The sequence below is a fragment of the Streptomyces sp. NPDC001604 genome (assembly GCF_042893475.1).
Lineage (GTDB): Bacteria > Actinomycetota > Actinomycetes > Streptomycetales > Streptomycetaceae > Streptomyces.
In genome coordinates, this window is sequence record NZ_JBIAUY010000002.1 from 268,581 (window position 1) to 294,823 (window position 26,243).

The 26,243-nt window shown below is 72.2% G+C and carries 27 protein-coding genes; 12 read left to right on the forward strand and 15 right to left on the reverse strand.

The window, feature by feature from the left end; translation table 11 throughout:
* Positions 1-31: 31 nt before the first annotated feature.
* Positions 32-208, reverse strand: a complete 177-nt coding sequence (locus ACFY1E_RS06400; RefSeq protein ID WP_389073341.1) for a DUF397 domain-containing protein — start codon at positions 206-208, stop codon at positions 32-34.
* Between ACFY1E_RS06400 and ACFY1E_RS06405 the strand changes: the two genes are divergently transcribed.
* Positions 173-325 carry a hypothetical protein gene (locus tag ACFY1E_RS06405; protein WP_389072138.1) on the forward strand — a complete coding sequence of 51 codons (153 nt, stop codon included), beginning with the start codon at positions 173-175 and terminating at the stop codon, positions 323-325. The two genes, ACFY1E_RS06400 and ACFY1E_RS06405, sit on opposite strands and share 36 nt — an antisense overlap.
* 30 nt (positions 326-355) lie before the next feature.
* Here ACFY1E_RS06405 and ACFY1E_RS06410 read toward each other — a convergent pair whose 3' ends face one another.
* The 14 genes from ACFY1E_RS06410 to ACFY1E_RS06475 form a co-directional block, all read right to left on the reverse strand.
* Positions 356-580: a helix-turn-helix domain-containing protein gene (locus ACFY1E_RS06410; RefSeq protein ID WP_389072140.1), complete on the reverse strand. Its 225-nt coding sequence runs from the start codon at positions 578-580 to the stop codon at positions 356-358.
* The gene (locus ACFY1E_RS06415; protein ID WP_389072142.1) at positions 580-1,182 is read right to left on the reverse strand and encodes a DUF2975 domain-containing protein; all 603 of its coding nucleotides are present in this window, start codon (positions 1,180-1,182) and stop codon (positions 580-582) included. The genes ACFY1E_RS06410 and ACFY1E_RS06415 overlap by 1 nt, the downstream gene beginning before the upstream one ends.
* A gap of 95 nt (positions 1,183-1,277) precedes the next feature.
* Entirely contained in the window at positions 1,278-1,943 is a 666-nt protein-coding gene (locus ACFY1E_RS06420; RefSeq protein ID WP_389072145.1) for a response regulator, read from the reverse strand.
* Positions 1,940-3,337: a sensor histidine kinase gene (locus tag ACFY1E_RS06425; protein ID WP_389072147.1), complete on the reverse strand. Its 1,398-nt coding sequence runs from the start codon at positions 3,335-3,337 to the stop codon at positions 1,940-1,942. The genes ACFY1E_RS06420 and ACFY1E_RS06425 overlap by 4 nt, the downstream gene beginning before the upstream one ends.
* Before the next feature lie 112 nt (positions 3,338-3,449).
* Positions 3,450-4,133: a response regulator transcription factor gene (locus tag ACFY1E_RS06430; protein ID WP_344406013.1), complete on the reverse strand. Its 684-nt coding sequence runs from the start codon at positions 4,131-4,133 to the stop codon at positions 3,450-3,452.
* The gene (locus ACFY1E_RS06435) at positions 4,130-5,509 is read right to left on the reverse strand and encodes a sensor histidine kinase (RefSeq protein ID WP_389073343.1); all 1,380 of its coding nucleotides are present in this window, start codon (positions 5,507-5,509) and stop codon (positions 4,130-4,132) included. Before ACFY1E_RS06435 ends, ACFY1E_RS06430 begins: the two co-directional genes overlap by 4 nt.
* A 13-nt stretch (positions 5,510-5,522) precedes the next feature.
* Positions 5,523-6,704, reverse strand: coding sequence for an acyltransferase (locus ACFY1E_RS06440; RefSeq protein WP_389073346.1), 1,182 nt, complete (start codon positions 6,702-6,704; stop codon positions 5,523-5,525).
* A gap of 199 nt (positions 6,705-6,903) precedes the next feature.
* The gene (locus ACFY1E_RS06445; protein ID WP_389072150.1) at positions 6,904-7,902 is read right to left on the reverse strand and encodes an alpha/beta hydrolase; all 999 of its coding nucleotides are present in this window, start codon (positions 7,900-7,902) and stop codon (positions 6,904-6,906) included.
* Positions 7,903-8,157: 255 nt separating this feature from the next.
* Complete coding sequence (locus ACFY1E_RS06450; protein WP_389072153.1) at positions 8,158-9,039, reverse strand: alpha/beta hydrolase; 882 nt, start codon at positions 9,037-9,039, stop codon at positions 8,158-8,160.
* A gap of 205 nt (positions 9,040-9,244) precedes the next feature.
* Complete coding sequence (gene kynU / locus ACFY1E_RS06455; RefSeq protein ID WP_389072155.1) at positions 9,245-10,444, reverse strand: kynureninase; 1,200 nt, start codon at positions 10,442-10,444, stop codon at positions 9,245-9,247.
* Entirely contained in the window at positions 10,437-11,276 is an 840-nt protein-coding gene (locus tag ACFY1E_RS06460; RefSeq protein WP_389072157.1) for a tryptophan 2,3-dioxygenase family protein, read from the reverse strand. The genes kynU and ACFY1E_RS06460 overlap by 8 nt, the downstream gene beginning before the upstream one ends.
* Positions 11,277-11,436: 160 nt before the next feature.
* Positions 11,437-12,642, reverse strand: a complete 1,206-nt coding sequence (gene metK / locus ACFY1E_RS06465) for a methionine adenosyltransferase (protein ID WP_389072159.1) — start codon at positions 12,640-12,642, stop codon at positions 11,437-11,439.
* 55 nt (positions 12,643-12,697) lie between these two features.
* Positions 12,698-13,066, reverse strand: a complete 369-nt coding sequence (locus ACFY1E_RS06470) for a hypothetical protein (RefSeq protein WP_389072162.1) — start codon at positions 13,064-13,066, stop codon at positions 12,698-12,700.
* Positions 13,067-13,116: 50 nt separating this feature from the next.
* Complete coding sequence (locus tag ACFY1E_RS06475) at positions 13,117-14,625, reverse strand: amino acid adenylation domain-containing protein (protein ID WP_389072164.1); 1,509 nt, start codon at positions 14,623-14,625, stop codon at positions 13,117-13,119.
* Between the two features lie 220 nt (positions 14,626-14,845).
* On the opposite strand from ACFY1E_RS06475, the gene ACFY1E_RS06480 reads away from it, so the two are divergent.
* From ACFY1E_RS06480 to ACFY1E_RS06530, 11 genes are all read left to right on the forward strand, one after another.
* Positions 14,846-15,589 (forward strand): alpha/beta fold hydrolase, encoded by a 744-nt coding sequence (locus tag ACFY1E_RS06480; protein ID WP_389072167.1) that lies wholly within the window; start codon positions 14,846-14,848, stop codon positions 15,587-15,589.
* A complete protein-coding gene (locus tag ACFY1E_RS06485; protein WP_389072169.1) occupies positions 15,586-16,824 on the forward strand; it encodes an MFS transporter in 1,239 nt (412 codons plus the stop codon). The genes ACFY1E_RS06480 and ACFY1E_RS06485 overlap by 4 nt, the downstream gene beginning before the upstream one ends.
* Before the next feature lie 33 nt (positions 16,825-16,857).
* The gene (locus ACFY1E_RS06490) at positions 16,858-17,949 is read left to right on the forward strand and encodes a thioesterase domain-containing protein (RefSeq protein WP_389072172.1); all 1,092 of its coding nucleotides are present in this window, start codon (positions 16,858-16,860) and stop codon (positions 17,947-17,949) included.
* Positions 17,946-18,437 (forward strand): SAM-dependent methyltransferase, encoded by a 492-nt coding sequence (locus ACFY1E_RS06495; protein ID WP_389072174.1) that lies wholly within the window; start codon positions 17,946-17,948, stop codon positions 18,435-18,437. The genes ACFY1E_RS06490 and ACFY1E_RS06495 overlap by 4 nt, the downstream gene beginning before the upstream one ends.
* Positions 18,438-18,510: 73 nt before the next feature.
* Complete coding sequence (locus tag ACFY1E_RS06500; RefSeq protein WP_389072177.1) at positions 18,511-19,980, forward strand: radical SAM protein; 1,470 nt, start codon at positions 18,511-18,513, stop codon at positions 19,978-19,980.
* 2 nt (positions 19,981-19,982) lie between these two features.
* Positions 19,983-21,014, forward strand: a complete 1,032-nt coding sequence (locus ACFY1E_RS06505; RefSeq protein WP_389072179.1) for a PLP-dependent transferase — start codon at positions 19,983-19,985, stop codon at positions 21,012-21,014.
* Positions 21,014-22,042, forward strand: a complete 1,029-nt coding sequence (locus tag ACFY1E_RS06510) for a hypothetical protein (RefSeq protein ID WP_389072182.1) — start codon at positions 21,014-21,016, stop codon at positions 22,040-22,042. Before ACFY1E_RS06505 ends, ACFY1E_RS06510 begins: the two co-directional genes overlap by 1 nt.
* Positions 22,043-22,054: 12 nt before the next feature.
* Positions 22,055-22,804, forward strand: coding sequence for a class I SAM-dependent methyltransferase (locus tag ACFY1E_RS06515; protein WP_389072184.1), 750 nt, complete (start codon positions 22,055-22,057; stop codon positions 22,802-22,804).
* Between the two features lie 5 nt (positions 22,805-22,809).
* On the forward strand, positions 22,810-24,093 hold the full coding sequence (locus ACFY1E_RS06520; RefSeq protein ID WP_389072187.1) for an acetyl-CoA carboxylase biotin carboxylase subunit family protein: 1,284 nt from the start codon (positions 22,810-22,812) through the stop codon (positions 24,091-24,093).
* Between the two features lie 30 nt (positions 24,094-24,123).
* Positions 24,124-24,606, forward strand: a complete 483-nt coding sequence (locus ACFY1E_RS06525) for an SAM-dependent methyltransferase (RefSeq protein WP_389072189.1) — start codon at positions 24,124-24,126, stop codon at positions 24,604-24,606.
* A 24-nt stretch (positions 24,607-24,630) separates the two neighbouring features.
* Complete coding sequence (locus ACFY1E_RS06530; RefSeq protein ID WP_389072192.1) at positions 24,631-25,818, forward strand: acetyl-CoA carboxylase biotin carboxylase subunit family protein; 1,188 nt, start codon at positions 24,631-24,633, stop codon at positions 25,816-25,818.
* The last annotated feature ends 425 nt before the right edge of the window (positions 25,819-26,243 follow it).

The window sequence follows — 26,243 nt, forward strand, 5'->3', positions numbered from 1 at the left end:
CCTCCAGTCCCCGAAGTCGGCCAATCGTAGTTCAGTGAGGGGCGCTGTCCCGTGAGGGGTGGACCTTCAGGTGGTCGATGAGGGCGGTGAAGGCGGCGGGCGGGAAGGAGAGGGTGGCGCGGGCGGGGACCTTGGAGTCGCGGATGGCTATGCGGGTGGGGAGGATGGCTATATGAAGATCTACACGACACGCCTCGAAGCTACGGATGCCCGCCCGGCGCTCACCGTCACCTACGTCTACGACGCCCCTCCTCCCGAGCCCGGCCTGATCCGCATCGCGCTCGTGTCACCCGTACGCTTCGCCGGTGGCGGCTCCGAGTTCTGATCGCACGAACGGCCGCACACAGCCCGCGGCTCAGTCGCCCCGGAAGCTCAACAGGTCGCCGGGCTGGCACCCCAGTTCCCGGCAGATCGCGCCGAGCGTGGAGAAGCGGATGGCCTTGGCACGGTCGTTCTTCAGAACCGAGAGGTTGACCACCGTCACACCGACCCGCGCCGCCAGTTCGGACAGAGTCATGCCCCGCTCCGCGAGCAGCCGGTCGAGGTGGACCGCGATGCGGTGGTCGTCCTCCGGTGGCATCAGACGAGCCCCTCGGTGTCCTCACGCAGCCGCGTGCCCTGCCGGAAGACCTCGGCCAGCGCCGCGATCAGCAGGCCCAGGAACAGGGGCGCGGCGGAGACGGTGTAGGCGAAAGGTACCGCAGGGCTGACGGCCGTGCCGCTGATCAGGAGGTGGGTGGTGATCGCGTCCACCGCGGGACCGAGCACGCCCATGGCCACGATCGCCGCCGCGATGACCTGCAGCCGCCGGGCGTTCTCCGGTACGAAGACGTCGGCTTCGCGCAGCGTACGGGCCATGCGGAGCAGGAAGGCGAGGACCACGATCAGCAGCGCACCGTAGAAGACGTCGGGCAGAGCCAGCAGTATCCGCTGCTGGACATCGGGATGGGTCAGGGCGACCTCCGCCCGGTGAGTGCCGTGGAGCGTCACCGGTCCGCTCGTCACCGCGGCCGGCACCCGGGTGACGGCGTCGATCCGCACGTCACGTGTGTCCACGGGGTCGATGGGCCCTGTCACTCCGAGGAGCGGAAGGAGCACCCCGAAAAGCCCCGCCAGGGCCAGCGCCACCCCGAGGACTGCTTCCAGCAGACGCCCGCCGCGCCTCCCCTGCAATGAAGTCATGGCCATTGTTCCCCCCACCCGAGACGACCTATCGTTTTTCGATAATATCGATAAACGATAGGTCGAGCAATCCGGTCAGGGTCGGCTGCCGTTCCCTAACCCGGCGTCACCAACCGCGCCTCGTAAGCGAACACCGCTGCCTGGGTCCGGTCCCGTAGGCCCAGTTTCACCAGGATCCTGCTGACGTGGGTTTTGATCGTCGACTCGGCTACCACCAGTTGTTCGGCGATCTCCGCGTTGGACAGGCCCTGGGCGATCAGGACCAGGACCTCCGTCTCGCGTTCGGTGAGGTCGCCGTAGGCCGCCATCGCGGAGTGCATCGGGCGGGGGGCTTCCGACAGTTTCGAGAATTCTGTGATCAGACGCTTGGTGACGGAGGGGGCGAGCAGGGCCTCGCCGGAGGCCACCACCCGTACGCCGTCAGCGAGTTGGCGGGCCGATGCGTCCTTCAGGAGGAAGCCCGAGGCGCCTGCGCGCAGGGCCTGGTAGACGTACTCGTCGAGGTCGAAGGTCGTCAGGACCAGGACCTTTGCCGTGCTGTTCGCGGCGACGATCTCGCGGGTCGCCTCGATGCCGTTCAGTTCCGGCATGCGGATGTCCATCAGGACTACGTCGGGGGCGAGTTCGCGGACGCGGTCGACCGCCTCGCGGCCGTTCACCGCCTCGCCGACCACCTCGATGTCCGGCATCGCGTTGAGCAGGACCGAGAAGCCCTCGCGCACCATCATCTGGTCGTCCGCGATCAGGACACGGATGGTCATGCTGCACCTTCGCCTGCGTGGGCGACGACCGGCAGGAACACCGTCACCTCGTAGCCTCCGTCGTCCGTACGGGCCGCCGTCATCTCGCCGTTCAGCATGGTGACGCGCTCCCGCATGCCGGTGAGGCCGTGGCCGGCGCCCGGTGAGGGCTTGACCAGGGACGGGATCGGGGGCGGGTCGTTCACTATGCGCAGGCCCAGGCCGCCGAGAACGTACGACACCTCCACCTTGGCAGCCGCGCCCGGTGCATGGCGCAGGGTGTTGCTCAGCGCCTCCTGCACTATGCGGTACGCCGACAGCTCGACGCCCTGCGGGAGTTCCCGTACCGCTCCGGTCTGCGTCTTGTCGACGCTCAGGCCCGTCGTCTCCCGCACATTGGCGAGCAGCGCGTCCAGGTCGGCGAGGGTGGGCTGCGGGGCGTCCGGGGCCTCGTAGTCCTCGGCGCGGACCACGCCCAGCACACGGCGCAGTTCGGTGAGCGCCGCCACCGCGTTCTCCCGGATCGTGGCGAACGCCTTCTCCAGTTCCGGGGGCGGGTTCTCGACCCGGTAGGGAGCCGCCTCCGCCTGGATGGCCACCACCGACATGTGGTGGGCGACCACGTCGTGCAGCTCACGGGCGATCGTCGTGCGCTCCTCCAGCAGGGTGCGGCGAGAGCGCTCATGGGCCGTCACCGTCTGCTGGGCGGTCACCTCCTGGCGGGCCTGGCGGCGGATGTGCCGGAGGGAGACCGCGAGGAGGATCAGGGCCGAGAAGGACAGCAGCTGGGCGGTGTTCGAGTCGAGGGTGCCCTCGGGGGCGGCGGAGAAGATCTCCGCCGCGGCGCCGTACAGCCCCGTCAGGATCCACATCCAAGCCGCGGTGCGCGGCCTGGTGCGCAGGGCGACGATGGTGAGCACGAACAGGTGGCAGACGAAACTGCCGGGCAGCCACGGCCACGCGTCGCCCCAGCTGCTGCCGAACACCGCGGCCACCGGCGTCGCCGCCATCGACAGCCAGAACGCGCCGATCGGCCGCACCATGGTCAGCAGGACCGGGCCCAGGGCGAGCAGACTGAGGAAGAGGTTGACGCCCGCGCCGCGGTAGTCGCTGTGCGACGCGACGAGCATGGCGAAGAGGCCTGCCGCGGTGATCAGGGCGTGCGGCGTCCAGGTCGCGTACTCGCGCCACCGGCCGGAGAAGCGGCGGACGAACGGGGCCTCGACGCTCAGGCGCGGCAGCGGACGGTATGCGAAGGCGTGGTGGAACAGGTCCTGACGCATTCCGCGCAGGGCGTCCATGGCCGCCCGGAACTCCGGGCTGCTCGGCTTGTACGGCTCGAATGCGCGGTCCGGCGGTTCCAGGTGCCTGGTGGGGTCCGGCGGTATCGGCTGCGTGCGGGGCGTCTCGGTCACGATGAAAAGGTAGGCCGCGGCGCGGGTCGCGGTCGTCACCAGTGAGAAGGGTCCTTCGGCCTCCCTCTCAGGTACTACGAGTACGGGGAGTACGGGCCCCGGGACCGACGGTTCAGTAGCCGGACGGGCGCACCAGACCCGACTCGTACGCGAACACCGCCGCCTGCGTGCGGTCCCTGAGGCCCAGCTTCACCAGGATGCGGCCCACATGGGTCTTCACGGTCTGCTCGGCGACGACCAGGCGCTGGGCGATCTCCGCGTTCGACAGTCCCTGCGCGATCAGTGCGAGGACCTCCGTCTCGCGCTCGGTCAGGTCGCCGACGCGTTCCTTCAGCGGGGCGCGGGGCTTGCCGTCCAGGCGGGAGAACTGGGCGATCAGCCGTCGGGTGATGCCGGGCGCGAGCAGCGCGTCGCCGGCCGCCACCACCCGTACCGCCTCGGCGAGTTGGTCCACCGAGGCGTCCTTGAGGAGGAACCCGGACGCGCCCGCGCGCAGCGCCTCGTACACGTACTCGTCGAGGTCGAAGGTGGTGAGCACCAGCACCCTGATGTGCGGTGTCTCCGCGGTGATGCGGCGGGTGGCCTCGATGCCGCCGAGCTCGGGCATGCGGATGTCCATGAGGACGACGTCCGGGGCGAGTTCGGCGACCTTGGCGACGGCGTCCAGGCCGTCGACCGCCTGGCCGATCACCTCGATGTCCGGCTTGGTGTTGAGCAGCACGGTGAAGCCCTGCCGGACCATCTGCTGGTCGTCGGCGATCACTACCCGGATGGGGCTGTTGCTGCTGCTCGTCATGCGGTGTCGTCCTTCGGGTCGGTGGCGGGGTCGGGGGCATCGGGCAGGTCCGGGCCGTCGGTGCGCGGGTCGACCGGCAGGAAGGCGGAGACCTGGTAGCCGCCGTTCGGCCGGGGATGTGCGGACAGGTCGCCGCCGAGCATCGCCGCCCGTTCCCGCATGCCCAGCAGACCGTGCCCCGCGCCCGGTGACGCCGGAGCCTCGTGCAGCGGACGGGAGTTGACGACCTCCACGCGCAGCCCGAAGGGGACGTAGGCGACCTCGACGCTCGCGCTCGCGCCGGGCGCGTGGCGCAGCACGTTGCTGAGCGCCTCCTGCACGATCCGGTACGCCGACAGCTCCACGCCCGACGGCAGGGGGCGCCGCTCCCCCGTGGTCCGCGTGGTCACGGCCAGACCGGCGGCCCGGGTGTTCTCGACGAGCGCGTCGAGCCGGTCCAGCGTGGGCTGCGGGCTGTGCGGGTCGTTGCCGCCGTCGGCCGGTGCGTCCGTGCCGGGGTCCTCGGAGCGCAGGACGCCCAGCACCCGGCGCAGTTCGGTCAGCGCCTCCAGGGCGTTGTTCCGTATGCCCTCGAGGTTCTCCCTGAGCTCGTCGGGCGGGTTCTCGACGAGGTGCGGGGCGACCTGGGCCTGGATGGAGATGACGGACATGTGGTGGGCGACGACGTCGTGCAGTTCGCGCGCGATGCGGTTGCGCTCCTCCAGGAGGGTGCGCCGGGCCCGCTCCTCGGCGGTGAGCGTGGTCAGCCGTCCGACCTCAGCGCGGGCCTCGCGGCGGCTGCGCAGCGCGATGCCGAGCAACACGGCGACGGCGGACAGGGCGATCGCGAGCGGGCCCGTCGACTGCTGGGGGCCGTCGGACACCGGGTGCGGCGACTCCCACACACCCTGGAGGACCAGGGTGACGAGCACCGTCAGGGACAGTGCCTCCACGGACACGCGGGTCCGCACACGCAGGGCGAGCAGCAGCAGCACCAGCAGCTGGGCGATGATCCCGGCCGCGGTCCAGGGCCAGGTGAAGTCGTGCGCCGCGCCGCCGGTCAGGCTGAAGTGCACCGCGACGGCTCCCGCGACGGAGCCCGTCGTCGACAGCCACCAGGCCGGGATCGGCCGCCAGAGCGCCAGCGCCACCGCGCCGCCCTGCGCGAGTGAGACCAGGAAGGCAGAGACGAAGCCCAGACGGCCGTTGTCCGAGAGCTGCGCGGTGCCGCCCAGCGTGATCCCGAACGCGGCGATGCACAGCAGCCCGTGCGGCAGCCGGCGCAGCCATACGAAGGCGGGCAGCGGGTCCGCGCGTGCCGTCCACAGGTCGTCGCGGAGCACACGCAGCCAGCGCAGCACGCGGCCCCCGAACACCCGCTGGATCCCCGTTTCCATCACGCGGCCAACCCTAGGCACGATGGGCGGCCCTCGCTCCCGCCCCGTCCGGGCCGTCGTGGCGGCGGATCACCCGGGAGGGGCCGGTGCTTCTGCCGCGCACGCTCCCGCGTTCGTAGGAGTGGAAGGCCGTCCAGCAGACCGTGAGCGCGAGGGCGAACACCGGGAGCCAGGCCAGGCGGAACGCCACCCAGCCGAGGCCGTCGGGGACGGTGTGCAGGCCGGGCAGCCGGCCCGCCGGGAGGGCGGTGGCGGTCGTCGCCATCATGGCCGTCTGGTGCCAGAGGAAGATCGTCATCGCGGAGAGGTTCACGAAGGCCACCGCAGCCCAGGCCAGGGGCCGCCGCATCGTGCGGCGCAGCCGGTCGCGCAGGAGCAGGGCCAGGCCGCACTGGGCCAGGCCGAAGGTGACGGCGGCCAGGGTCGGCGGGTTGAGGTTCGAGATCGTCTGCCCCGGGACGCCGACCATCGAGGCCGGGTAGCCCGCGAAGGCGACCAGCAGGGCCGTCGCCACCGCACCGCCGGTGAGCAGGATCCAGCCCGCGCGGGCGCGTTCCAGTTCGCCGCGGGTCCAGGCCGCGCCCAGGGTGTACGGCACCAGCCAGCCCGCCGCCAGGTTCACCCAACCGAGGCTCTGCGGGGCGCCGAGGCCGAAACGGAGAAGGTCCACATGGAGGACGACGGCCAGCGGCCACAGGGGGTTGAGCCGGGTGAGGAGCGGGGTCGCCGCGGTCAGCGTCGCGAAGACCAGCAGGAACCAGAGGGGTGAGAGGGCGAGTTTGACCAGTGTGTGGATGGTGTCGGGTGCCGCGCCCGAGAGAAGCAGGGCGGTCGCGGCGACGGTCCAGAGGACGAGTACGGCGGCCACCGGTTTGAACAGCCGCGACAGGCGGGCGGTCAGCCACTGCCGGTACGGCGTGCCCCCGGCGCGAGCCGCCGTGTAGCTGCGGGTGGCCACATGGCCTCCCACCAGGAAGAACACGGCCAGAGTCTGGAAGGCCCAGGAGATCGGGGCCAGCCACGGCATGTGCTGGAGGGGGCTGGCGGCGTGCACGGAGCCGCTGTCCGCCACGAGGGCCGTGACCAGCCAGTGCCCGAGGACGACGCCGAGGATCGCGAAGGCGCGCAGGGCGTCCACGGCGCGGTCGCGGTCGGCGGGGGTGGCGGCGTCGATCCGGCCGGCGGCCCGCCGCAGGGCGCTCTGGCGTACGGAGGCCTCTCGCTCTCGTGGGCCGTTGTCTCGTGGGCCGTTGTCTCGTGGGCCGTTGTCTCGTGGGCCGTTGTCTCGTGGGCCGTTGTCTCCTACGCCGTTGTCTCGTACGCCGGCCTGTCCTGCGGCGCTCTGTCCTGCGGCGCCGTGTCGTATGCCGTCCCACGCGTGGCGCACGTTCGACTCACGCACGGGTCACCTCCTTTGTGTCGCCCAGGACGATGCGGGTGAGGTTGGCCAGGGAGACCGAGCCCGGCCTGAAGTAGTCGCTGTGGCCGCCGGGGCCCGCCGCGAAGACACGGGCGCCGAAGGCAGGGGACACGGGGTCCGTGCCGAAACCGACCGTCCAGCCGAAGAGGTCCGCCCTCACGTGCGGGACCTCCTCGACCCAGTCGTCGGCACCGCGGGCGGCCCAGATGCGGGCCCTTGTGTGCAGGGCCGCCGCCGTGGCCGCGCCGGTGCCGGGGCTGCCGACGAAGGCGATGTCCTGCACGTCCAGGCCGGCGGCGGCGCGGGCGCAGACGACCGTGCCGTAGGAGTGGCAGAGGAGGGAGATGTCGGCCTTCCGGCCTGCTGTGCGGCGTAGTTCGGCGATGAACTCGCGCAGGTGGGAGGCTGCTTGGTCGGCGCGGTCCGTGGTGAGGACGGTGGTGCTGACCGTGCCGGGGGTTCGGTAGCCGAGCCAGGCGATGACGGCGGTGCGGGTGCCCTTCGGGGACTGCCGGAGCAGGCGGTCGTGCAGGGCGACTGCCGTCGCGCGGAAGCGGTCGTAGGTGTCCAGGGAGGTGTCCGAGCCCGGGACGAGGACGGCGATGCGGGTGGCGGTGGCGAGGTCGCCGAAGACCTCGGTGGCCTGGCCCTCGCCTCGGCCGTCGTAGGCGAGGAGGTGGCGGGTGGGGACGGCCATCTCCCGGTCTGCCGCGGCACGTCTGTGGTCGCCGTGGGCTGCGGCCATGCGGGCGGCTCGGGCGGCGTTGGTGCGGTTGGCTTTGTAGGCGGCGTCGAGCGTGGTGGGCGTGAGGGGGGCGAGGGTTGCCGGGGGCGGGGCGGGGATCTGCGGTCGGGCGGCGCCCGAGAGGGGGGCGACGACGGCGGCGGTGATGAGGGCTGCGAGGGTGGCTCGGCGCCATCTGTGGGTGCGGCAGCGCTGGGGCTCGGGTCGAGGGGCTTCGCTTGCCGGCACTGGCCGGGTGCCGCCTGCGCCCACCCGTGCCGCCCCAGGCGGCACGAATGCCCGCAGGCTGCGGCGGCTGCCGGCTCCGTCGGCTGTCGCCCCCCGAACCCTCGTCCCGCGCCCCATGGTCGTCTCCCCTCCAGTCCGCCCGGCCATCGGGCTTGTCCGGAAGGGAAGTTACGGAGTGTCACCTGTCGTCCGCGTCACGCCAGGGAGCTGTCCTGGGACGTAGCTCTCAAGTACTACGGGTATGTAAGGGGCGGGTCACCAGGCCAGTTGGGCGATTTCCTCCGCGACCACCGCGCAGGCGTCCGCCGCCGGGTCGATGAGGGGGAAGTGGCCCACGTCCTCCAGGAGCGTGAGGCCCACGACCTCGCCGGCCTTCGCTGCAGCGTCGGCGTACGACTCGGCGACCGCCTGCGGGACGGTGACGTCCGTGCGGCCCTGGACCAGGGTGGTCGCGATGCCCGTCGGGAGCAGCAGCGACGGGTCCGCGTACGGGCGCCGCTCGGCGAACTTCTCCTCTCCGCCCAGCAGTTGACGCGAAGCGCCCCCGCACACGTCCAGTTTCTCGGCGACCTCGAAGTCGGCGATCGGGGCCAGGGCGACGACCCCGCGCAGCGGTGCGGGGCGGTCGATGCGCCAGGGAGCGTCGGCGGGCAGCAGATGGCGGGCCGCCCCCCACAGGGCGAGGTGCCCGCCGGCCGAGTGCCCGGTGATGACCATGCGGCGCGGGTCGGCCCCCGGAAGGGACTGCCGTACCAGGGCGGGCAGCGCGTCCAGCGCGGCCGCGACGTCGTCGAAGGTCTCCGGCCAGCGCCCCGCGACAGGGCTGCCGCCCTGGGCGGGGATCGCACTCCCCCGCCGGTACTCCACACTGGCCACCGCGAAACCCCGCCGGGCCAGGAAGTCCGCGAACGGCGAGATGTGCCGGCGGTCGTACGGAGCCCGCCACGCGCCGCCGTGCAGCACGACGACCAGCGGAGCGAGGGCGCCGGGCACCACGTCGGTGCGCGGGGCGTAGAAGTCGATCAGCTGGTCGGGGTGGTCTCCGTACGCGGCGGTGGAGTCGGGATCGACCGCCGGGTGCGAGAACGCCGACTCCTCTTCGGCGGCGGCCCGGGCAGCTGCGGAGTCGTCCGGCATGCTCCAACCTCTCAGCGACGTAACGTTATTGACGTGGCGGACCAGGGTGGGAAACCGGCCGTTGGCGGGGACGGTATCAGGCCGGTGACGTGGGCCGACACGGGGATGTCACGCTCGGTGAGGGGAAACGGTCCTGCAGCCCGCGGGCCGGGCGGTTCCGCGGCCGCCGAAGCCACCGCGGACCGCTCGGTACCAGCCCCTGCGGCTATCCCGCGAGATCGCCCAGCGTCTCCGCCAGCACCCGCGCCGCCCGCTCCACGTCCCCGAACCCGACGTACAGCGGTGTGAACCCGAACCGCAGGACGTCCGGGTGCCGGAAGTCCCCGACCACCCCCCGCTCGATCAGCCGTTTCATCACGTCCCCGGCGTCGTCGCAGCGCAGCGCCACCTGGCTGCCGCGCTCCCGGTGGGCGAGGGGGGTCAGCGACTCCACCCGCCCCTCGGGGACGTACGCCGAGACGCACTCCAGGAAGAAGTCCGTCAACGCCAGGGACTTGGTGCGCACCGCCTCGATCGAGACCCCGTCCCAGACCTCCAGTGCCGCCTCCAGGGCCAGCATGGACAGGATGTCCGGCGTGCCGACCCGGCCGCGCAGGGCCCCGGCCGCCGGTTCGTACCCGGGCCGCATCCCGAAGGGCTCCGCGTGGGAGTTCCAGCCGGGAAGCGGGGAGTCGAAGCGGTCCTGGAGGTCCCGGCGGACGTACAGGTACGCCGGGGAACCGGGGCCGCCGTTGAGGTACTTGTAGGTGCAGCCGACCGCCAGGTCGACGCCGTGCTCGTCCAGCCCGACCGGCAGCGCGCCCGCGCTGTGGCACAGGTCCCAGACGGCCACCGCACCCGCCGCGTGCACGGCGGCGGTCAGCGAGGGCAGGTCGTGCAGGCGGCCCGTGCGGTAGTCGACATGGTTCAGCAGTACGGCGGCGGTACGGCCGGACAGCGCGTCCGGCACCTCCGCCGGGGTCACCGCACGCAGCGCGCACCCGGTCATGCGGGCCGCCGACTCGGCGATGTAGCCGTCGGTGGGGAAGGTCGTCGCGTCCACGAGGATCTCGTCCCTGCCCGTGCCGGACACCAGCCGTACCGCTCCCACAAGTGCCTTGAAGACATTGACACTTGTCGAGTCGCCCACGACGATCTGCCCGGCCGCCGCCCCGACCAGCGGGGCGATCCGGTCGCCGATCCGCTCGGGCGCCGTCCACCAGCCGCTCTCGTCCCAGGAACGGATGCGGAGCGCACCCCACTGCCTGCGGACGACGTCGTCCACCCGCCCCGGGACCGCGGCCGGCAGGGCGCCGAGCGAGTTCCCGTCCAGGTAGACGACATCGTCGAGAACGAACTGCTTGCGTGTCCCGGCCAGTTCGTCGGCGGCGTCGAGTTCCTGCGCGCGTGCCGTCAGCTCAGACATGGGACCTCGCCGTCCACAGCTCGGGGAACACGTTCTTCTGCGCGCGCTTCTCCAGCCAGGCGACGCCCGCCGAGCCGCCCGTGCCCGGCTTGGAGCCCATGGCGCGGCGGGTGGCGACCAGGTGGTCGTTGCGCCATCGCCACACCAGCTCGGCGACGTCGGTCAGCGCCTCGCCCAGGCGGGCGAGCTCGGCGTTCTCGTCGCCCGCGTAGACGGCGGTCCAGGCGGCCTCGACGGCCTCCGACGGCTCGTACCGCCGTGAGACGTCGCGGCGCAGCACCGAAGCGGGGATCGCGCAGCCGCGCCGCGCCATCAGCCGCAGCACCTCGTCGTAGAGGCTCGGCTCGGCGAGGGCCTTCTCCAGTTCGGCGTGGACGCGGGGTGCGCCGCGGTGCGGGACCAGCATGGACGCGGACTTCTCGCCGAGCAGGAACTCCATCCGGCGGTACATCGCCGACTGGAAGCCGGAGCCCTCGCCGAGCGCACTCCGGTAGGAGTTGAACTGGGCCGGGGTCAGCTGGCCGAGGGGCTTCCAGGAGGCGTTCAGCGCCTCCAGCTCCCGTACCGAACGCTTCAGCGCGGCGACGGCGGTCGGCACGTCGTCGGAGCGCAGGGCGTGCGCCGCGGTCTCCCACTCGTGGACGATGACCGTGAACCACAGCTCCATCACCTGGGTGGTGACCAGGAAGACCATCTCTCCGGGGTCGTCGGAGAGGGTGTGCTGGAGGTGGGTGAGCACGTCCGCCTTGACGTAGTCCTCGTACGGCGTCGTGCCTGCGAAGTCGAGATGCGGGGTCTCGGGCTCCTGGGATGCGTGAGCCTCGTGGGACATCGCTGTCTCCTGTTGTACTCCGGGTAGCGGTCCGCCCCTGCCGTTACCGACACGGGGGCCCCGGTCCCCGCCGGGCATCTTCTTCGATGGTCCGCCCGGAACGCAAGGCCCGCCCGGTCACACCGGGCGGGCCGGTACGGGAGACGGCGCGCTGCCGTCCTCAGTCGGCCCCGGCCACCGCCCGGAGCAGGTCCGCCCGGTCGGTGCGCTCCCAGGTGAAGTCGGGCAGTTCCCGTCCGAAGTGGCCGTACGCGGCGGTCTGGGCGTAGATCGGGCGGAGCAGGTCGAGGTCGCGGATGATCGCGGCCGGACGGAGGTCGAAGACGCCGGTCACCGCGGACTGGATCCGCTCGACGGGCACGGTTTCGGTGCCGAACGTCTCGACGAACAGGCCGACCGGCTCGGCCTTCCCGATCGCGTACGCCACCTGCACCTCGGCGCGGCGGGCCAGACCGGCCGCCACGATGGTCTTCGCCACCCAGCGCATCGCGTACGCGGCGCTGCGGTCGACCTTGGACGGGTCCTTGCCGGAGAAGGCACCGCCCCCGTGACGGGCCATGCCGCCGTACGTGTCGATGATGATCTTCCGGCCGGTCAGTCCGGCGTCGCCCATCGGGCCCCCGGTCTCGAAGCGTCCGGTCGGGTTGACCAGCAGCCGGTAGCCCTCGGTGTCGATGCCGAGCGAGGCCAGCTCGGGCTCCACGACGCATTCGTGGATGTCCGGCACCAGGGTCGAGTCGGTGTCGGTGTCGGCTGCGTGCTGCGCGGACACGACGACGGTGTCCAGGCGGACCGGCCGGTCGCCGTCGTACTCGACGGTGACCTGGGTCTTGCCGTCGGGCCGCAGGTAGGGAAGCGTCCCGTCCCTGCGCACCTCGGCGAGCCGGCGGGCCAGCCGGTGGGCCAGCATGATCGGCAGCGGCATGAGTTCGGGCGTCTCGTCACAGGCGTAGCCGAACATCAGCCCCTGATCGCCGGCGCCCTGCCGGTCCAGCTCGTCCGTCTCGCCGTCGCCCGCGGCCGTGCGGGACTCGTAGGCGCTGTCCACACCGCGGGCGATGTCCGGTGACTGCGCGCCGATGGACACGGACACACCGCAGGTGGTGCCGTCGAAGCCCTTGAGCGAGCTGTCGTAGCCGATCTGGAGGATCTTGCTGCGCACCAGTGCGGCGATCGGGGCGTATGCCGTGGTCGTGACCTCGCCCGCGACGTGCACCAGCCCCGTGGTGACGAGGGTCTCCACGGCGACCCGGGACGACGGGTCCTCCTTGAGCAGGGCGTCGAGAACGGTGTCGCTGATCTGGTCGGCGATCTTGTCGGGATGGCCTTCGGTCACGGACTCCGAAGTGAACAGGCGGCGGGACATGGATCTCCTCGGTGCGGGTGGGGCGACGGGTGGAAGGCCTCTGCCGGGAGCGCCGCTATGCGTCTGCCGTCCAGACGTCCCCGCGGACCAGCAGCTCGCCCGGTGTCGCCCGGCGCACGGCCAGATAGACCTCGGCGGCCGGTACGCCCAGCAGGGTGCTCAGCTCGTCGCGCAGGAGCAGCAGCAGGCGCCCCACGGTCTCCCGGGAATAGCTCGCCTTGCAGGTGACGAACCCGATGGGGGCGTACGGGCCCGACGGGCGCCGCCACTCCTGGCGGTGCGCCGCCTCGGCGTCGAGCCGCTGCCAGATCACCCAGCAGTGTTCCGGCTGGATGCCGAGGAGTCCGGTGACCGCCTTGGCGAGCCGGTCCAGAGCGGCGCGACCGGGGCTGGGGTCGGGCGACATGAGGGTGATGACGGGCATGGGGCGGTGCCTTCCTGGAGGACGGTTTCCGGCCGGCGCGGGCGAGCGGTTCAGTCCGGGAGCAGCGTCAGCAGCCCGGCGCGGTCGACCTTGCCGTTGTCGGTGACCGGGAGCCGGTCCACGCGGTGGACGACGTCGGGCACGGCGTGGGCGGGCAGCAGCCGGCCGAGGGAGCGGCGCAGCTCGGAGGGAGGCTCGGCGGCGAGGTCGGAGGAGGTGTAGAACAGCGCGAGCCGGTCGTAGTTGCCCAGCCGGCCTGGGACGGGCACGGCCGCGCAGTGGGTGACGCCGGGCAGCCGGGCCGCGTGCGCCTCGATCTCCTCGGGCTCGATGCGGTAGCCGCGGATCTTGACCTGACGGTCGGTGCGTCCGGTGAAGTGGAGGACGCCGTCGGGGTCGCGGAACCCGCGGTCGCCGGTCCGGTACAGGCGCACGGGGACGCCCTCGGGGTGGCCCTCGGGGAAGCGGGCGGCGGTCAGGGCCGGATCGCCGAGGTACCCGCGGGCCAGTCCGGCGCCGCTGACGCACAGGTCGCCGACCTCGCCGGGCGGGCATGGCCTGCCGTCGTCGTCCAGGACGTGCACCGTCGTGCCGGGGACCTCGCGGCCGACGGGGACGCCGTACGGCCCGTCGCAGTCCCCGGCCCCGATGGCGTGGACGGTGACGAACACACAGCTCTCCACGGGGCCGTACCCGTTGAACAGCCGGATCCCGGGGTGCTGGGCGAGGAAGTCGCGGACGTGAACCGTCGAGAGCCGCTCACCCCCGATGTAGAGGCGGTCCAGGCCCTTGAAGCAGTCCGGGTCGATCTCGGTGAAGAGGTTGAAGAGGGAGGCGGTCAGCCAGGCGGTGTTGACCGAGCAGGTGTCGATCGCCTGGCGCAGGGTGTCCGGGAGGAGGTAGTCCTCCCGGGCCGTGACACAGGTGCCACCGGTGGTGAGCATCCCCCACAGTTCGAGGGAGAAGGCGTCCCAGGCCGCGGGGGCCGCCTGCAGCATGACGGTGCCCGGACCGAAGGCGAGCGGCCCGTCCGGTGCGAACAGGCGGGTGGTGGCCGCGTGCGGTGACACGACGCCCTTGGGGGTGCCGCTGGTGCCGGAGGTGAAGAAGACCGCCGCGGGTGCGTCGGCCGGCCCGTCATAGGGGGTGAACTCCCCCTCGTCCGGACCGGGTCGGGGCACGGACAGGTCCGTCGGAGGCCGCCACACCGGATGCGAGACGGCGTCCTCCTCCCGGTCCGTGATCAGCACGGGCGCGTCCAACTGCCGTAGCACGCCGTCGATCCGCTCCCGCGGCCAGCGGGGGTCCAGGGCCGCGTAGCCGGCGCCGCACTTGAGCACCGCGAGCAGGGCGACGTACAGACGGGCGGAGCGCGGCAGCAGTACGGGGACCAGGGTGCCCGGGCCGACGCCCGTCGCCGCCAGGTGCCGGGCCCACGCATCCGCCGCCGCGTCCAGTGACGCGTAGTCGAGGCGCAGGCCGCCGTCCACCACGGCGAGGGCCCGGGGTGCCGACCGTGCCCGGTGTGCGACGGCCTGGTGTATGAGCTCGACTCCCATGAAAAGCCCTCCGGTTGGGCCGGCGGAATGCGGACCGAACGGGCCACCGGATCGCGGTGGCCCTCAGCGGATACTCCAGCGGATACCCCAGCAGATATACGTCCCCTTCTTATGGGGTGTCACGTACCCGATTCCGGGGACAGCGGCCGCCGTTGACGTCATGGCCGACCGGTCGTGAATCTTGTGGAGCCGGGCCGTAATTTCTCGAAGGGGTTTGTCGATGAGGGCCTTCCCACCGGAAGCACGCGTTCTTACCGGACCACTTCTGGCCGGCGGCGCTGTCGAACTGCTGGATTACGACGCGGTCCCGGGGCTCCCCGAGGCCGGCGGTGCACCCGGCAGCATGCTCCTGCTGCACGGATTCGGCGGCGACAAGGGACAGCTGCGGCCCATCGGCGACGCGCTGTGCCCGCCCGGCGAGAGCGCCGTCTACCCCTCGCTGCGCGCCCACGGCGCCAGCCACCGGCCCGACTGGGGCTACTCGGTGCTGGACTTCGCCGCCGACGTGCACCGGTTCGGCGACATCCTGCCGGACGAGCTGCACCTGGTCGGCTACTCGTACGGCGGTCTGGTGGCGGCCGTCTCCGCGGTCACCTGGGCCGCCTCCCGGGTGCGCAGTGTGGTGGTCGTCGACCAGTCCTTCGACGCCCACCCGGATCTGCACGTCGCGGACGAGTGGGCCGAGGGGAGCCTGCTGCGCTGGACCTACGACTTCGGGCACCTTCCGGACCTGCTCCAGCGGCTGGGAATTCCCCTTCTGGTGCTGGCCGCCGCCGACAGCACGAACATTCTGCCGGACGAAAGAGAACGCCTTTCGCAGCGGGACAGCGCCTTGTTCCGGCTGGAATTCATCGAGGGCTCGCACGCCGACTGCCATCGCAATACGGGTGAGATCACCTCGGCGCTGCGCGCTTTCTACGAGGACCACTTCCCCGCCGCCCACAAGGAGGCCGAACCGTCATGAAAGTCCCTTTCATCGAGGACGGCCCCGCGCGCACCCTGGTGCTGGGGCAGCTCGCCAACTCCCTCGGAAACGGCGTCTTCCTGACGTGCTCGGCGCTCTACTTCGTGCGGATCGCGGGCTTCTCACCGGCCCAGCTGGGCCTCGGTCTCAGCATCGCCGGAATCGCGGGCCTGCTCGCCGGGGTCCCCTTCGGCCACCTCGCGGACCGCAGGGGCCCGCGGGGCACCTCGGCGGCGCTGCTGGCGCTGGCCGGCCTCGCCACCGCCGCCTACCTCACGACCGACTCGTACCCCCTGTTCGTCGTCATCGCCTTCCTGTACGCGCTGTTCGAGCGCGGTGCGCACGCGGCACGGCAGGCGCTGATCGCCGCGGTGCTGAGCGGCGAGAACCTCGTGCGGGTCCGCGCCAAGGTCCGCGTGGTCACCAACGTCGGTGTGTCGGCGGGAGCGGCGCTGGGCGGTCTGGCCCTGCTGTGGGACACCAAGGCGGCCTACCAGATCGTGTTCGCCGGGAACGCCTTGAGCTTCGTCGTGTGCGGTCTGCTGTTCCTGCGGCTGCCCGCCGTGCCGCCGTCGCCCGAGCGCCCGCCGGGTGAGCCGCGGCTCGCGGTGCTGCGCGACACCCCGTACGCGGTCCTCGCCCTGATCAACATGGTGATGCTGCTGCACATCCCGATCCTGGAGGTGATCCTCCCGCTCTGGATCGCCCTGCACACCCACGCACCGCACTCGCTCACCGCCGCCCTGCTGCTGTTCAACACCCTCGCCGTCGTCGCCCTCCAGGTCCCCGTCACCAAGAAGATCGATGCCCTGGAGCCGGCCGTGCGCGCCTTCCGGGTGGCGGGAGTGGTCCTGCTCGCCTGCTGTGCGGCCTTCGCCCTGTCGGCCGGGCGTGGTGCCGTGGCCGCGACGGCGGCGCTGGTGGTCGCCGCGGCGCTGCATGTCCACGGCGAGATGGTGCAGTCGGCGGCCTCCTGGCTGATCGGCTACGAACTGGCTCCCGCCGACAAACAGGGCCAGTACCAGGGCCTGTTCAACACCGGAATCGCCGCCGTCCAGATGTTCGGCCCGCTCTCGCTGACCCTGCTGGTCATCGACTGGGGAACACCCGGCTGGCTGCTGCTCGGCGCGGTGTTCCTGGTGGGCGGGCTGTCGATGGCACCGGCCGTGCGCTGGGCACAGCGCCGTCAGGGCAGCGCGGGAGCGGCCGACCCCGCTCCGGTCACCGCCGCCTGAGAGCGGTCCGCAAGGCCCGTACAACACCACCTGATGGGGGAAAAGATGGCCAACCGGGAATCCACCCTGCCGTCGAGCGGCGTCGGCCGCGACGGTGTGGAACTCCAACTGTGCGACGTGTGGCGCAGGTTGCTGGGCCGCGACGACGTCGGCATCCACGACGACTTCTTCTCGCTGGGCGGTCACTCACTGCTCGCCATCAAGCTCACCGTGGAGGTGCGCAGGCTCTTCCAGGTCGATCTCACCGCCGCCGACCTGCTGTCCGCGGCCACCGTCGCGGAACTCGCCGAGATCGTCCGCCGCGGAACGGCCGACCGGCCGGGCCAGTTGGTGCGGATCCAGGCCGGTTCGGGCGGCAGCCCCGTCTACGCGCTGCCTCCGGTGTCCGGGACCGTGCTGCTGTACCCGCCCATCGCCCGCGCGATGGGCCTCGACCAGCCGTTCTGGGCCGTGCAGTCGATCGGACTGCTGCCGGGTGAGGAGCCCCTCACCTCGCTGGAGGAGATCTCCGAGGCCTTCATCGAGCAGCTGCGCACGGTCCACCCCGAGGGCGCCGAGTGGAATCTGATCGGCTACTCCATGGGCGGCCTCCTGGCCTACGAGACCGCCCGCCGGCTCAGGGAACGCGGCGAGCGCGTCGGCCTCGTCGGCCTGCTCGACACCCGGATCACCGTCGACCCCGGCGGGGACCCGGACTTCGCCCTGCGGGCCCTGCTGTGGCGCGGCCTCAAGCTGGAGCTGGACATCGACTGGCTGCGGAGCCTCGACCCCGAGACCCGGGCGGCGGAACTGGTGCAGCGCGCCGTGGCCGCGGGCACGATGCCCGCCGACTTCGACGCCGACCGGCTGCGCCGCATGATCGACATGTACCAGTTCAACCTCGACGCCCTCGCGGCGTACCGGGTGGGCTCGTACGACGGCACGGTCACCGTCTTCCGGGTGACGGACCGGTCCATGGAGGGCGGCACCCTGCCCGACGACCTGGGCTGGGGCGAGTACGCCGCCCGGGCCGTGGTCTGCGACGTGCCGGGCGACCACTTCACGATGGTCGAACCGGGCCAGGTCGAGGTCCTGGGCCGGCGGCTGCGGGAGCAGCTCGCACTCGTGCCCGGCGCGGCCGCATGAGCGCGGGCGACGCGACCGCGCCCGCCTACGGCTTCCGGCCGATCGGTGTCGTCCGCTCGCCCCGCACCGTCCCCCGGCACGACCACTGGGGCTCGGTCACCTCGGTCATCGAGCTGGACCCCGCCGTCCTCGAGCCCGGGGCCGTGACCGGTCTGGAGCAGTTCTCGCACCTCGAAGTGGTCTTCCACTTCCATCTCGTCCCCGAGTCCGACGTGGTCACCGGCGCGGTCCACCCCAGGGACCGCACCGACCTGCCACGCCTCGGCATCCTCGCCCAGCGGCTCAAGGAGCGCCCCAACCGGCTCGGCGTCTCCCGCTGCGAACTGATCCGCGTCGACGGCCTCGACCTTCATGTGCGGTCCCTCGACGCACTGGAGGGCACACCGGTCCTCGACGTCAAGCCGTACCAGCGGCTCTTCCAGCCGGACCCGGAGACCGTGCGCGAACCCGCGTGGCTCCACGAGGCGATGTCCGCCTACTACCTCTGACGCTTCTGACCCCCGCCCCGCCGTCCGGCCACAAGCCGGCCCGGGGCACCGTCCACAGCCAAGGAGACCCACCATGTCCGTCCTCACCAACGGCAGCGGCACCCCGGTCGACCTCGAGCTCAACCTCGGCCGCCTCCTCGACCGCAACCCCCAGCTGCAGATCCCCCGCGACGAGTACAACATCAACGTCACCTCGAACGAGGGCGACCGGCTCACGAGCGACGAACTCGCCGCCGAGTACGCCGCGTTCCCGGGCGCGGGCCACCCGGCGCACCTGTACTTCCACCTCCCGCTGTGCAACTACATCTGTCATTTCTGCAACTACGTGAAACGGCTGGTGCCGCGCGGGAAGGAGGACGGCGCGCTGCGCCTGTGGTCCGACCTGCTGATCGAGGAGTCCCGCCGGTACCTGGACCGCTTCGACTGGATACCCCGGGCCCGCATCGAGTCCTTCTACATAGGCGGCGGCACCGCGGCCCTGCTGCTCAACAGCCCCGACTTCATCGAGCCGCTGGTGCGGCACGTGCGGGAGAACTACGCGCTGTCGGAGAACATCGAGTTCAACATCGAGGGCAACCCCGAGAACTTCCAGCGCCACCACCTGGAAACCGCGCGGGAGCTGGGCTTCAACCGGTTCAGCCTCGGTGTGCAGTCACTGCAGGACGAGGTCAACGACTTCACCAAGCGCCGCCACTCCTCCGCCCAGTCCATCGAGGCGGTCGAGAACCTGCTGGCGACGGGCTGCCCGTTCAACGTCGACATGATGTTCGGCCTGCCGTACCAGACCCCCGAGTCGGTCCGCCGCGACATGCAGATCCTCACCGGCCTCGGGGTCCCGACCATCACCATCTACCGGCTGCGCAACGCGGACCGCGAGGAGATGGGCATCGGCAACCGGGCGGTCTGGAACAACCCCGCCGTCCGTGAACGCCTCATCGCCGAGGGCCGCTTCCCGGACCTGGACTCGACGTACGCGATGCGGCAGGAGGCCGTCGAGGTCCTGCTGGAGCAGGGGTACCACCCGAGCCCCTGCGGCTGGTGGAGCCGCCCGGACACCTACGAGGGCGGGAACATCCCGCAGACGTCGAAGAACAAGTGGGAGCACTACAACACGATGATCGCGTACGGTCCCGGCGCCTACGGCTGGCTGACCGGCGACCAGGAGGAGTTCCTCCAGACGCACAACATCACCGACATCAGCAAGTACGTCTCCTTCATGCAGAACGACGAGGGCCTGCCGCTCAACTTCGGCCGGCGCCTGTCCGGACACAAGGCCATCGGCACCGCGCTCGGCTTCAACTTCAAGGCGAACCAGCCGATCGTCCTCGACCGCTACAAGCAGCGGTTCGGCGCCGACCTGCTCACGATGGAGCCCTTCGCCTCCGCGTTCGCGGAGCTGCTGGAGCGCGGACTGGTCGAGATGGTGAACGACTCCAGCGCGATCAAGCCGACCCTGGACGGCGAGGCGCTGCACGAGGAGATCATCTTCCACTACTTCCACCAGCGCATCGGCCTCTCCGACGCGCCCGTGTGCCGGCGGTGACCGTGCGACCGACACCCACCACCGCCCGCACGTCCCCGGCCCGCCGGGTCGAGGACGCCTTCGCCGCCCTGCACGGCGCCGACGGCGCGCTGCTGGTGCCGGGCGTGGTGGCCGCCACGACGGCCACGCTGCTCGCACTGACCAATCCGGGCGGCCACATCATCGCCTCCGACCAGACCAGCGACCCGCTGCGCGGCGTCCTCACCCAGGAGCTCTCCGGCCTCGGCCGCACGGTGACCTTCGTCGACTGCACCGACGCCGACGCGGTCCTCGCCGCCGTGGAGCCCGCCACCCAGGTCGTCCACACCCCGTCCCTCAGCGACCCGCTGATGAAGCCGGCCCCGCTCAACGAGATCGCCATCCACGCCCAGATGAACGACCTGCTGCTGGTGGTGGACAACACGGCGCTCTCGCCCGCCGAGCTGCGGCCGCTGGAGACCGGCGCCGTCGTCGTCATCGAGGACACGGCGCCCTATCTCGACGGCTGGTCGGACGTGGGCGCCGCCCTGGTCACCGGCCTGGACCGGTGTCTGCCGAGGATCGCCGAGCAGTGCGCGCGGCTCGGCGGCGAGGTCGACGCGTGGGCCGCCCATCTGCTGGAACGTTCCCTGTCCACACTGCAGCTGCGGCTGACCGCCCAGCGGGACGGTGCGGAGCGGGTCGCCGGAGCGCTGCGCACGCATCCCGCCGTACGGCAGGTGCACCGGCCGTCGTTCGACGAGTCGCCGTGGGCCCTGGAGACCCATCGGGGCTTCGGCGGACTGCTGTCCTTCGAGGTCGTGGAGGGAATCCGGGACCTGTCCGGGGTCCTGGCCGCGTGCGGCCCGGAGGGCGACGGCACACGGCTCGCCACCGCGGCCCGGCTCCCGGCCCACACCACCCACGCCCATCTGAGCGAGCGGGTCCGCCGGGAGGCGGGCGTCTCCCGCCGGCTGGTCCGGCTGGCGGTGGGCCTCGACGACACCGACGCGCTGATACGACGACTGCGGCGGGCCCTGGATGCGGCCCTGCGGCAGAGCGAGGGAGGCGAGTGATGCTGAACGGCGTCAATCTGCGCGCCAGACGGACCCTGGCCGAGCAGATCCGCGAGGACTCGTGGGAGGCACAGCTGAGCATCGGCGTGGCGGCACAGCCCGCGGCGGCCGACCGCTGCCGGGTGCGCACCGAGCCGATGCGGCTCGGGTCCACCCGGGTCGCCCGTGCCTTCGGCATCGACCAGCGCTGCGGATCCGGCGCAGGCGACTGCCTCGACCCGGTCGGCTCACTGCTGGTGGCACTGGGCGCGTCCGTCGCGGACAGCGTGGTCACCGGGCTCACCGGCGAGGGATGCAGCCCGGCGCTGCTGGAGGTGCTGCCCCGCGTCGAGTTCGCGGCGGGCGGTGCGGCACGGCTCTCGTACGAGATACGGCTCGACGGCGACGTGTCGCCCGCGCAGGCGCTGCGCGCGCTCGCCGCGGCCCGTGAGCGGGGCAGTGCCCACCGCACCCTCGAGGAGCCGAACGACATCAGGGCCGTGGTGCAGACCGCCCAGGACGTCCACCTCACCAGCCGTCCCGTACCGGCCGGCACCGAGCCCTTCGTGCCCGTACGGCGGCGCGCGGCACGGGTGATGTGGGAGGTGGGCACCCATGTCCTCGCCGAGGTCGACGGTGTGCGGGCCGAGTCCGACCAGCCCAAGCAGCTGTTCGGCGGCGACCTCGCGCCGAGCGCCCAGGAGTACTTCCTGGCCGCACTTGCCGCGGAGGCGCTCGGCTTCGCCGCCCCGGAGGGAGCCTCGACCGCCCCGGACGCGCCTGCCGCCTCGGTCCACGCGTCCGGCCGTATCGACCTGCGCGGGCCGTACTCCGCGCAGGACGCCCCCGCCGGTCTGTGCAACATCCTCGTTCAGCTGCTGCCCGCCGACCCGTCCGCGGGCGGCGGCACCGACCCCGTGGGAGCCGTGCGCCGCTGGCTCGGCGAGGGGGACGCGCTGCGGCTGGTCAGGGACGCCCACCCCATCGACGTCACCCTGGTGCTCGACGGCACCCCGGTCCCCGTACCGCACACCGGAACCACCACGTGAAGGAGCTGCACCGTGCCCCGTGAATGGGACGCCAAGACATACGACTCGCTGCCCCTGCCGCACCAGCAGTGGGGCAAGCGCACCCTCGGCCGGCTGAACCTCAAGGGCGGTGAGACCGTCCTGGACGCCGGCTGCGGCACGGGGCGCGACACGGCCGCGCTGCTCGACCTGGTGCCGGACGGCCGGGTGATCGGGATCGACGGGTCCAGCCGGATGCTGGAGCAGCTGCGGGTGAAGCTGGCCGACCGCCTCGACCGGGTGGAGGTCGTGAACGCCGACCTCACCAAGCCGCTGCCGATCACCGGCCAGGTCGACGCGATCACCAGCGTGGCCACGTTCCACTGGATCACCGACCATGCCGCCCTCTTCGACAACCTGGCCCAGTACCTGCGGCCGGGCGGCCAGTTCGTCGCCGAGTGCGGCGGCCAGGGCAATGTCGCGCTGATCAACGCCGCCGTGGAGGAGGTGCTGGGCGCCACCGACGAGAAGAAGAAGGTCTGGTACTTCGCCGGTGTCGAGGAGACCACCGAGCGGCTGCGGAACGCCGGCTTCACCGACATCGAGGTCAGCCTGCTGCCCGACCCGGCGCGGCTCGAGCCCGGTGAGCAGTTGTGGAGCTACCTCGCCACCGTGGTGCTCGGCTCCCACCTGGACCGCCTCCCCGAGGCGGACCACGAGGACTTCGTCCGCTCGGTCGCGGCCCGTCTGCCCGAGCCGGTCGTCGACTACGTCCGACTGAACATCACGGCCCGCAGGGCCTGACCGCCATGACCGCCCTCCCCGTCCTCCTGGTCGTCCACGACCAGGGCTCCGCCGGCCCTCTGCGCATCCTGTCCTCGGCCAGGGGGCTGTGCCGGGTCGTCTTCCTCTGCGAGGCCCGAGAGCCTTCGGTGGCAGCCGAGTTGGGGCAGATCGCCGGGCATGCCGAGGTCGTGGACATCGGCGGGCTCGGCGAAGAGGAGGTGTGCCGGATCGCCGCGGGGCTGGGCGCCGAGGGTGTGGTGACGTTCAGCGAGCACCGGCTGCGCCTCACCGCCGCCGTGGCCGCCCGCTGCGGGCTGCGGTTCCACACGCCCGAGCTGGTGGACGTCCTCACCGACAAGTTCCGTCAGCGGCAGGCGCTTTCCAGCGTCCAGGACACGGGGTGCGTGCTGGTGCGGCACCCCGACGACTGCGCCGAGGCGCTCGCCCGAGTGGGCACGCCCGCGGTGCTCAAGCCCCGGCACGGCGCGGGCAGCGTGGACACCTGTCTGGTCGGCTCGGTCGCCGAATGCCGGGACAGGCTGGCGGAGTTCGGCGATCGGGCGCGACGGGACTTCGTGCTGGAGGAGTACCTGCGGGGCGACCCGGCGCTCGCGGACTCGGGATGGGGCGACTACGTCTCCGTCGAGTCCCTGGTGCTCGACGGCGAGCCCCACACCGTCGCCGTCACCGGGAAGCCGCCGCTGACCCCGCCGTTCCGGGAGACGGGACACGTCCTGCCCGCGCCCCTGGCGGCGGACCTGGCGGCGGACGTCGTGGAGCTCGAACAACGGGCCCTGCGGGCCCTGGGCATCCGCCACGGCGTCACCCACACCGAGGTCAAACTCACCGCCGACGGGCCGCGGATCATCGAGGTCAACGGGCGGCTCGGCGGATTCATCGCCGAGATCGTGCAACGCCGCACCGACCACGACATGGTGGCCTCCGCGCTGCGCCTGGCCCTCGGCCTGCCCGTGACACCCCCGCAGCCGCTGCTGCCGGGCGGGGAGGCGGGGCGGGTGGCCTTCCAGTACCTGCTGTTCCCGCCCTCCGGCCCGGTCTCCCCGGGACCGCCCTCGCTCCTCGACTCCCTGGCGGACCTGCCCGGCGTCGACCTGGTCGACGTCTCCGTACCGGACGACCTTCACGACGACTGGCGCACGGGTACGCTCGGCGCGCTCGGCGTGATCTACGGAACCACCGGGGACCACGCCCAACTCGCCGGGCTCCTGAGGAAGTTGCAGACACGCATGGAGATCCATTGGTACGGCTCCCCGGCCGCGCCCGCAGTACGCTCGGGCGCCGCGTGACACAAGAAACCCTGATGAAAGGCACGGAAGATGGCTGAGAAGAACCCCTCGGGCGAGGTGGTCTCCGTTCCGGTGGGCCGGGTGGTGGGCGGCCGCGAGGAGGTCAAGGACGACGACTGGGGCACGGTCGAGGCCGTCATCCGCCTGGACGGCGACCAGTTCGACGCGGACGCGCTGGCGGGCCTGGACGCCTTCTCCCACCTGGAGATCGTCTACCACTTCGACCGGGTGCCCGTGGCGAAGATCGAGACCGGTGCCCGGCATCCGCGCGGCAACACCGACTGGCCGATGGTCGGCATCTTCGCCCAGCGCGGCAAGAACCGCCCCAACCGCCTCGGCGTCTCCCGCTGCCGCCTGCTGCGCACCGACGGGCTCGACCTGCACGTCCAGGGCCTCGACGCCGTCGACGGCACCCCCGTCCTCGACATCAAGCCCTACATGAGCGAGTTCGGCCCCCAGGGCACCACCACCCAGCCCGACTGGGCGACCGACATCATGCGCCACTACTACTGACACGCCCGACGCCCAAGGAGCCCCGTGTCCCGCCGCCCGCTCACCTCGGAGTCCGTGCCGGAGAACCCACGCCGGGTCCTCCTGCTGTGTCCGGACGCCCGCGTACGTGAGGCGGCGGCCGGCACGGGGTTCGACGCCTGGTCGGTGGAGGGCCCCGGGGACGTCCTGCAGGCCGGCGGGCGCACGGTGTCCGTGGATCTGGACGACGCGGACGCGCTGCACTCCGCCCTGGTGCGGACCGCTCGCGCACACGGCATCCGGCACATCCTGTACCTGGGCGAGGCGGAGGTGCTCCACCGGGCCGCCGAGCGGGCCCTGCACGCGGTGGCGCCGGAGCGGGCGGAGCCGCTGCGCAGGCTGGGTGATCCGGTGCTCATGCGGCGGATGCTCAACCAGAGCAGGGTCTCCGTGGTCAGGGCCGAGCCGGCCGCGACCGCTCAGGCGGTCCGCGCGCTGGTCGAGGACTTCCCGCTGCCCGTGGCCGTCAAGTCGGGCCCCGCCTCGCGGACCACGGTCATCCGCAGCCTGGACGACCTCGACCGCTGGCTGGCCGAGGCCCCTGCCGGACCCCATCTCGTCGAGGAGCTGCTGACCGGGCAGCGGGTCAGTGTGGACACCCTCACCTGCGAGGGCATGCACGAGGTGACCGGCATGACCGCCCGGCGGCACGCCGGCGCGGTCCTGCTGCATCCGGCGGCCCTGTCCGAGGCGGACCGGGCCGAGATCCGCGCCGCGGTGCGGGCCCTGCTCGATCTGGCGGGGCTCCAGTGCGGGCCCGCCCACACCGAGGTGGTCGTCACCGAGAACGGGCCGCGGATCGCCGCCGCGAAGGCGCGGCTCGGCGCACAGCCGATACGGCGCCTGCTGCGGGCGTCGACCGGCCGCACCCCGGAGGAGGACGTCCTGTCGGCGCTCGCCGGATCACCGCGGCGCCGGCCGGCCCCCGGGCGCCCCGCGGCCCTGGCCCGGCTGCCGCTGTGCCGCCCCGGAGGGGACCTGGCGGCGTTCCTGACCGGCATCGGCGGGATGCGGCACGTCGACGACGTCCGGGTGGTGGCGGCCGGCGCCGACAGCCCCGAGCACGTCCAGGTCATCGTCCACGGCGCAACGCACCAGGAACTGGAAGACCGGCTAGCCGCCGTACGCCGCCACTGGGCAGACGGCCCCCGGGCCGACGCAGGCACCGGACCGGGACGACACCAACCCGGCTGACCGCCGTACGCCAGCACTGGGCGGACAGGGCCCGCGCCGACGCGGCACCGGGGCTGGACGGCACCAAACCGGCTGCCGGACGACAGCACTCGGCAGACAGGCCCCGGGCCGGCGCAGGCACCGGACCGCCACGACACCAACCCGGCTGACCGCCGTACGGCGGCAGTGGGCAGACAGGGCCCGCGCCGACGCGGCACCGGGGCTGGACGGCACCAAACCGGCTGCCGTACGGCGGCGCTGGGCAGACGGGCCCCGGACCGACGCAGGCACGGCTGACCGCCGTACGCCAGCACTGGGCGGACGGGCCCCGGGCCGACCCGAGCACCGGACCCGGACGGCACCAACCCGGCCGCCGTAGGCCAGCACCGGGCAGACAGGCCCCGGGTCGGCGCAGGCACCGGGCCGGGGTCGCGGTAACGAGACGG

Excerpts from the sequence above, each read along its gene's own strand:
- ACFY1E_RS06490 (WP_389072172.1), top strand. The coding sequence starts at position 16,858 with ATGGGGGAAAAGATGGCCAACCGGGAATCCACCCTGCCGTCGAGCGGC.
- ACFY1E_RS06460 (WP_389072157.1), bottom strand. The coding sequence starts at position 11,276 with ATGTCCCACGAGGCTCACGCATCCCAGGAGCCCGAGACCCCGCATCTC.
- ACFY1E_RS06500 (WP_389072177.1), top strand. The coding sequence starts at position 18,511 with ATGTCCGTCCTCACCAACGGCAGCGGCACCCCGGTCGACCTCGAGCTC.
- ACFY1E_RS06480 (WP_389072167.1), top strand. The coding sequence starts at position 14,846 with ATGAGGGCCTTCCCACCGGAAGCACGCGTTCTTACCGGACCACTTCTG.
- ACFY1E_RS06430 (WP_344406013.1), bottom strand. The coding sequence starts at position 4,133 with ATGACGAGCAGCAGCAACAGCCCCATCCGGGTAGTGATCGCCGACGAC.
- ACFY1E_RS06475 (WP_389072164.1), bottom strand. The coding sequence starts at position 14,625 with ATGGGAGTCGAGCTCATACACCAGGCCGTCGCACACCGGGCACGGTCG.
- ACFY1E_RS06415 (WP_389072142.1), bottom strand. The coding sequence starts at position 1,182 with ATGACTTCATTGCAGGGGAGGCGCGGCGGGCGTCTGCTGGAAGCAGTC.
- ACFY1E_RS06410 (WP_389072140.1), bottom strand. The coding sequence starts at position 580 with ATGCCACCGGAGGACGACCACCGCATCGCGGTCCACCTCGACCGGCTG.
- ACFY1E_RS06420 (WP_389072145.1), bottom strand. The coding sequence starts at position 1,943 with ATGACCATCCGTGTCCTGATCGCGGACGACCAGATGATGGTGCGCGAG.
- ACFY1E_RS06510 (WP_389072182.1), top strand. The coding sequence starts at position 21,014 with ATGCTGAACGGCGTCAATCTGCGCGCCAGACGGACCCTGGCCGAGCAG.
- kynU (WP_389072155.1), bottom strand. The coding sequence starts at position 10,444 with ATGTCTGAGCTGACGGCACGCGCGCAGGAACTCGACGCCGCCGACGAA.
- ACFY1E_RS06525 (WP_389072189.1), top strand. The coding sequence starts at position 24,124 with ATGGCTGAGAAGAACCCCTCGGGCGAGGTGGTCTCCGTTCCGGTGGGC.
- ACFY1E_RS06520 (WP_389072187.1), top strand. The coding sequence starts at position 22,810 with ATGACCGCCCTCCCCGTCCTCCTGGTCGTCCACGACCAGGGCTCCGCC.
- ACFY1E_RS06450 (WP_389072153.1), bottom strand. The coding sequence starts at position 9,039 with ATGCCGGACGACTCCGCAGCTGCCCGGGCCGCCGCCGAAGAGGAGTCG.
- ACFY1E_RS06485 (WP_389072169.1), top strand. The coding sequence starts at position 15,586 with ATGAAAGTCCCTTTCATCGAGGACGGCCCCGCGCGCACCCTGGTGCTG.
- ACFY1E_RS06435 (WP_389073343.1), bottom strand. The coding sequence starts at position 5,509 with ATGGAAACGGGGATCCAGCGGGTGTTCGGGGGCCGCGTGCTGCGCTGG.
- ACFY1E_RS06495 (WP_389072174.1), top strand. The coding sequence starts at position 17,946 with ATGAGCGCGGGCGACGCGACCGCGCCCGCCTACGGCTTCCGGCCGATC.
- ACFY1E_RS06470 (WP_389072162.1), bottom strand. The coding sequence starts at position 13,066 with ATGCCCGTCATCACCCTCATGTCGCCCGACCCCAGCCCCGGTCGCGCC.
- ACFY1E_RS06405 (WP_389072138.1), top strand. The coding sequence starts at position 173 with ATGAAGATCTACACGACACGCCTCGAAGCTACGGATGCCCGCCCGGCG.
- metK (WP_389072159.1), bottom strand. The coding sequence starts at position 12,642 with ATGTCCCGCCGCCTGTTCACTTCGGAGTCCGTGACCGAAGGCCATCCC.